Source organism: Lacicoccus kunmingensis DSM 17847, assembly GCF_059568765.1.
Map to the genome: position 1 here is coordinate 1 of NZ_JCANUC010000047.1, position 2,709 is coordinate 2,709.

General features: G+C 37.0%; 1 protein-coding gene. It reads left to right on the forward strand.

Annotation, left to right across the window (positions count from 1 at the left end):
• The first annotated feature begins 488 nt into the window (after positions 1–488).
• Positions 489–2,627, forward strand: a complete 2,139-nt coding sequence (locus BO48_RS16690) for an LTA synthase family protein (protein ID WP_496369261.1) — start codon at positions 489–491, stop codon at positions 2,625–2,627.
• The last annotated feature ends 82 nt before the right edge of the window (positions 2,628–2,709 follow it).

Below are 2,709 nucleotides of genomic sequence, written 5' to 3' on the forward strand. Positions count from 1 at the left end.
TGACTTTGATTTTGCCAAGTTAATAGAGAAAATCTCAGAAATCATATGATTTTGACTCAATTGAGGATTCAACTGGGAAGTATGAATAATTCAGGATTAAATATGATGATTTTGTTAAGATTAGAGTGTTTTCTTGCATATAAGTGATGAAATGAGGTATAATGTTAAACATTGATAAAGTTCATTAAGAATTTGTAAAAATTTGAGGCAGTAAGTGGAAATATTGAAATTGTCAATATAGGACTCGCAAAGAGGGTGTGACCTCAGCGGAGTGGGGGAGTAACGATCTACATATTGACAATAAGTTACTTTAACCACCGATATTAAAGTGTTTTAATTTCTCTTGCCGTCCGTCACTAGACCCTCAACGTCAACGTTTGAGGGTTTTTATTTTATTTTACTCTATTTTAATCGACTAAGAATAATCGGGATAGCCCCTTATCAATTATTTGAAGTTAAGGAAAAGTAGAGAATCAGGAAGTGAAACTATGTCAAAAATAAAAGAAATATTGAATAAACGCTATGGATTTTTCATCCTATTTCTGTTTTTATTCTGGTTGAAAACGTACATGGCTTACTGGATTGAATTTAGTTTAGGTGTGACAGGTATATACCAGCACCTTATATTGCTCATTAACCCGATTGCGACCGGTGTCATACTATTGTCTGTTGCACTGTTCTTCAAGAGCCCGACTTTAAGAAAATGGATGATGTTTACAATACTCATGTTAATGACGGTATTGTTATATGCGAACATATTGTACTACAGAGAGTTCGCTGATTTTCTGACATCAAACATTTTATTGAATTCCAATAATGTGTCTTCTGCATTATTCACTTCAACATTCGAAATGATGAGATTTTGGGATCTGTTATATTGGGTCGATATTGCACTGTTTGGTTATTTATTCTTCTATAAAAAGAAAGAACCTTTCAAAGAAGGTAAAAGAGAGTACAAAAGATGGACCAAAGCTACAGTTACAGTGATGGGTGCATTACTGTTGGCAGGTAACTTGATATTGGCAGAGATTGACCGTCCGGAATTATTAACCAGAACTTTTGACAGAAATTATATTGTTAAATATTTAGGTTTAAATTTCTTTTCCGGTTATGATGCTTTTAAAACAACACAAAGCAGTCAATTGCGAGTGAGTGCTGACGAGTCTGATCTATCGAAAGTATTTAACTTTTCAAATGAAAATCATGCAGAGCCAAATCCTGAATATTTCGGTGTGGCTGAAGACCGAAACGTTATAGTGATTGCATTGGAAAGTGTTCAGCAATTTTTAATTGATTATGAACTGGAAGATGAAAATGGACAAAGTCATGAAGTCATGCCGTTTCTTTCGAGCATATATGACAATGAGTCCTCATACAGCTTTGAAAACTTTTTCCATCAGACAGGCCAGGGTAAGTCTTCCGATGGTGAAGTTTTAGGCGAGTTATCATTGTATGGTCTGCCACAAGGCAGTGTATTCCAAACATTAGGTTCCACAAACACATTCCATTCTGCACCAAACATTCTGGCACAGCAGGGGGATTATACCTCAGCTGCATTTCACGGAAATGTAGGCTCATTTTGGAATAGAACAGATACGTATCAAAGTTTTGGCTATGACTATTTCTTTGATTCTGAGTTTTATGATGTATCGGGAGAAAGATCGATGGAATATGGCTTGAAGGATAAACTGTTTTTCCATGATTCGGCAGAGTATCTTGAACAGCTGCCGCAGCCATTCTATTCCAAGTTCATTACTGTTTCTCATCATTTCCCTTATCCTTTAGATGAGCAGAACACGGAATTCCCGGCTGCACAGACAAGTGATGATACAATTAATAACTATTTCGTTACAGCGCATTATGCCGATCAGGCGTTGGAAGAATTTTTCAATTATTTGAAAGAAAGCGGCTTGTACGAAGATTCAATCATAGTTATGTATGGTGATCATTATGGTATTTCTGATATGAGAAACCCTACCTTGGCGCCACTAGTCGGTGAAGAGCGTGAGGACTGGAATGCTTATAATGATACTCAAATGCAAAGAGTACCGTATATCGTCCATGTCCCGGGCGTTGATAATGGTGAAGTGTTCGACACATACAGCGGTCAGGTGGATATGCTGCCGACCTTGATGCATTTACTGGGTATGGAAACAGACGGTCATATATTTATGGGTCAGGATATGTTATCAGAGGAACATGATAATACAGTACCACTCAGAAATGGCCGTGTGATTACACCAGAATATACTTTCCTTGAACAGGAAATCTATGATACAGAGACAGGCGAATTACTGAACGAACAATTATCTGAGGAAGAATTGGAAGAACTTTATCAGTATAGAGACGAAGCGAGAGAAGAATTAAGTCATTCAGATGAAGTTCAAATGAAAGATTTACTGCGCTTCTATAACCCTGAACCTCTGGATGAACTAAAAGAAATCGATTATTTATATCGTGATCAATTAGAGGTGCTCGAAGACGATTCTAGAAAAGAGACAAGCCTCATTGAACAACGTGGTGGAGATTCGACTACAGATTTATATGAAACAGATGCACCTGAGTTACAGGAGCAGGAAGATGGCGTATCAGATGAATATGAGACTTCAACTGAGCAGCCAGAATAAATCAGTCGTTTAGACCGAACTATAAATAAAAGGCTCTATAATAAATACGGTTGATGACTGAAATGTCATGGACCGTATTTTT

Coding starts and splice junctions, on each gene's coding strand:
- BO48_RS16690 (WP_496369261.1), top strand. CDS start 489: ATGTCAAAAATAAAAGAAATATTGAATAAACGCTATGGATTTTTCATC.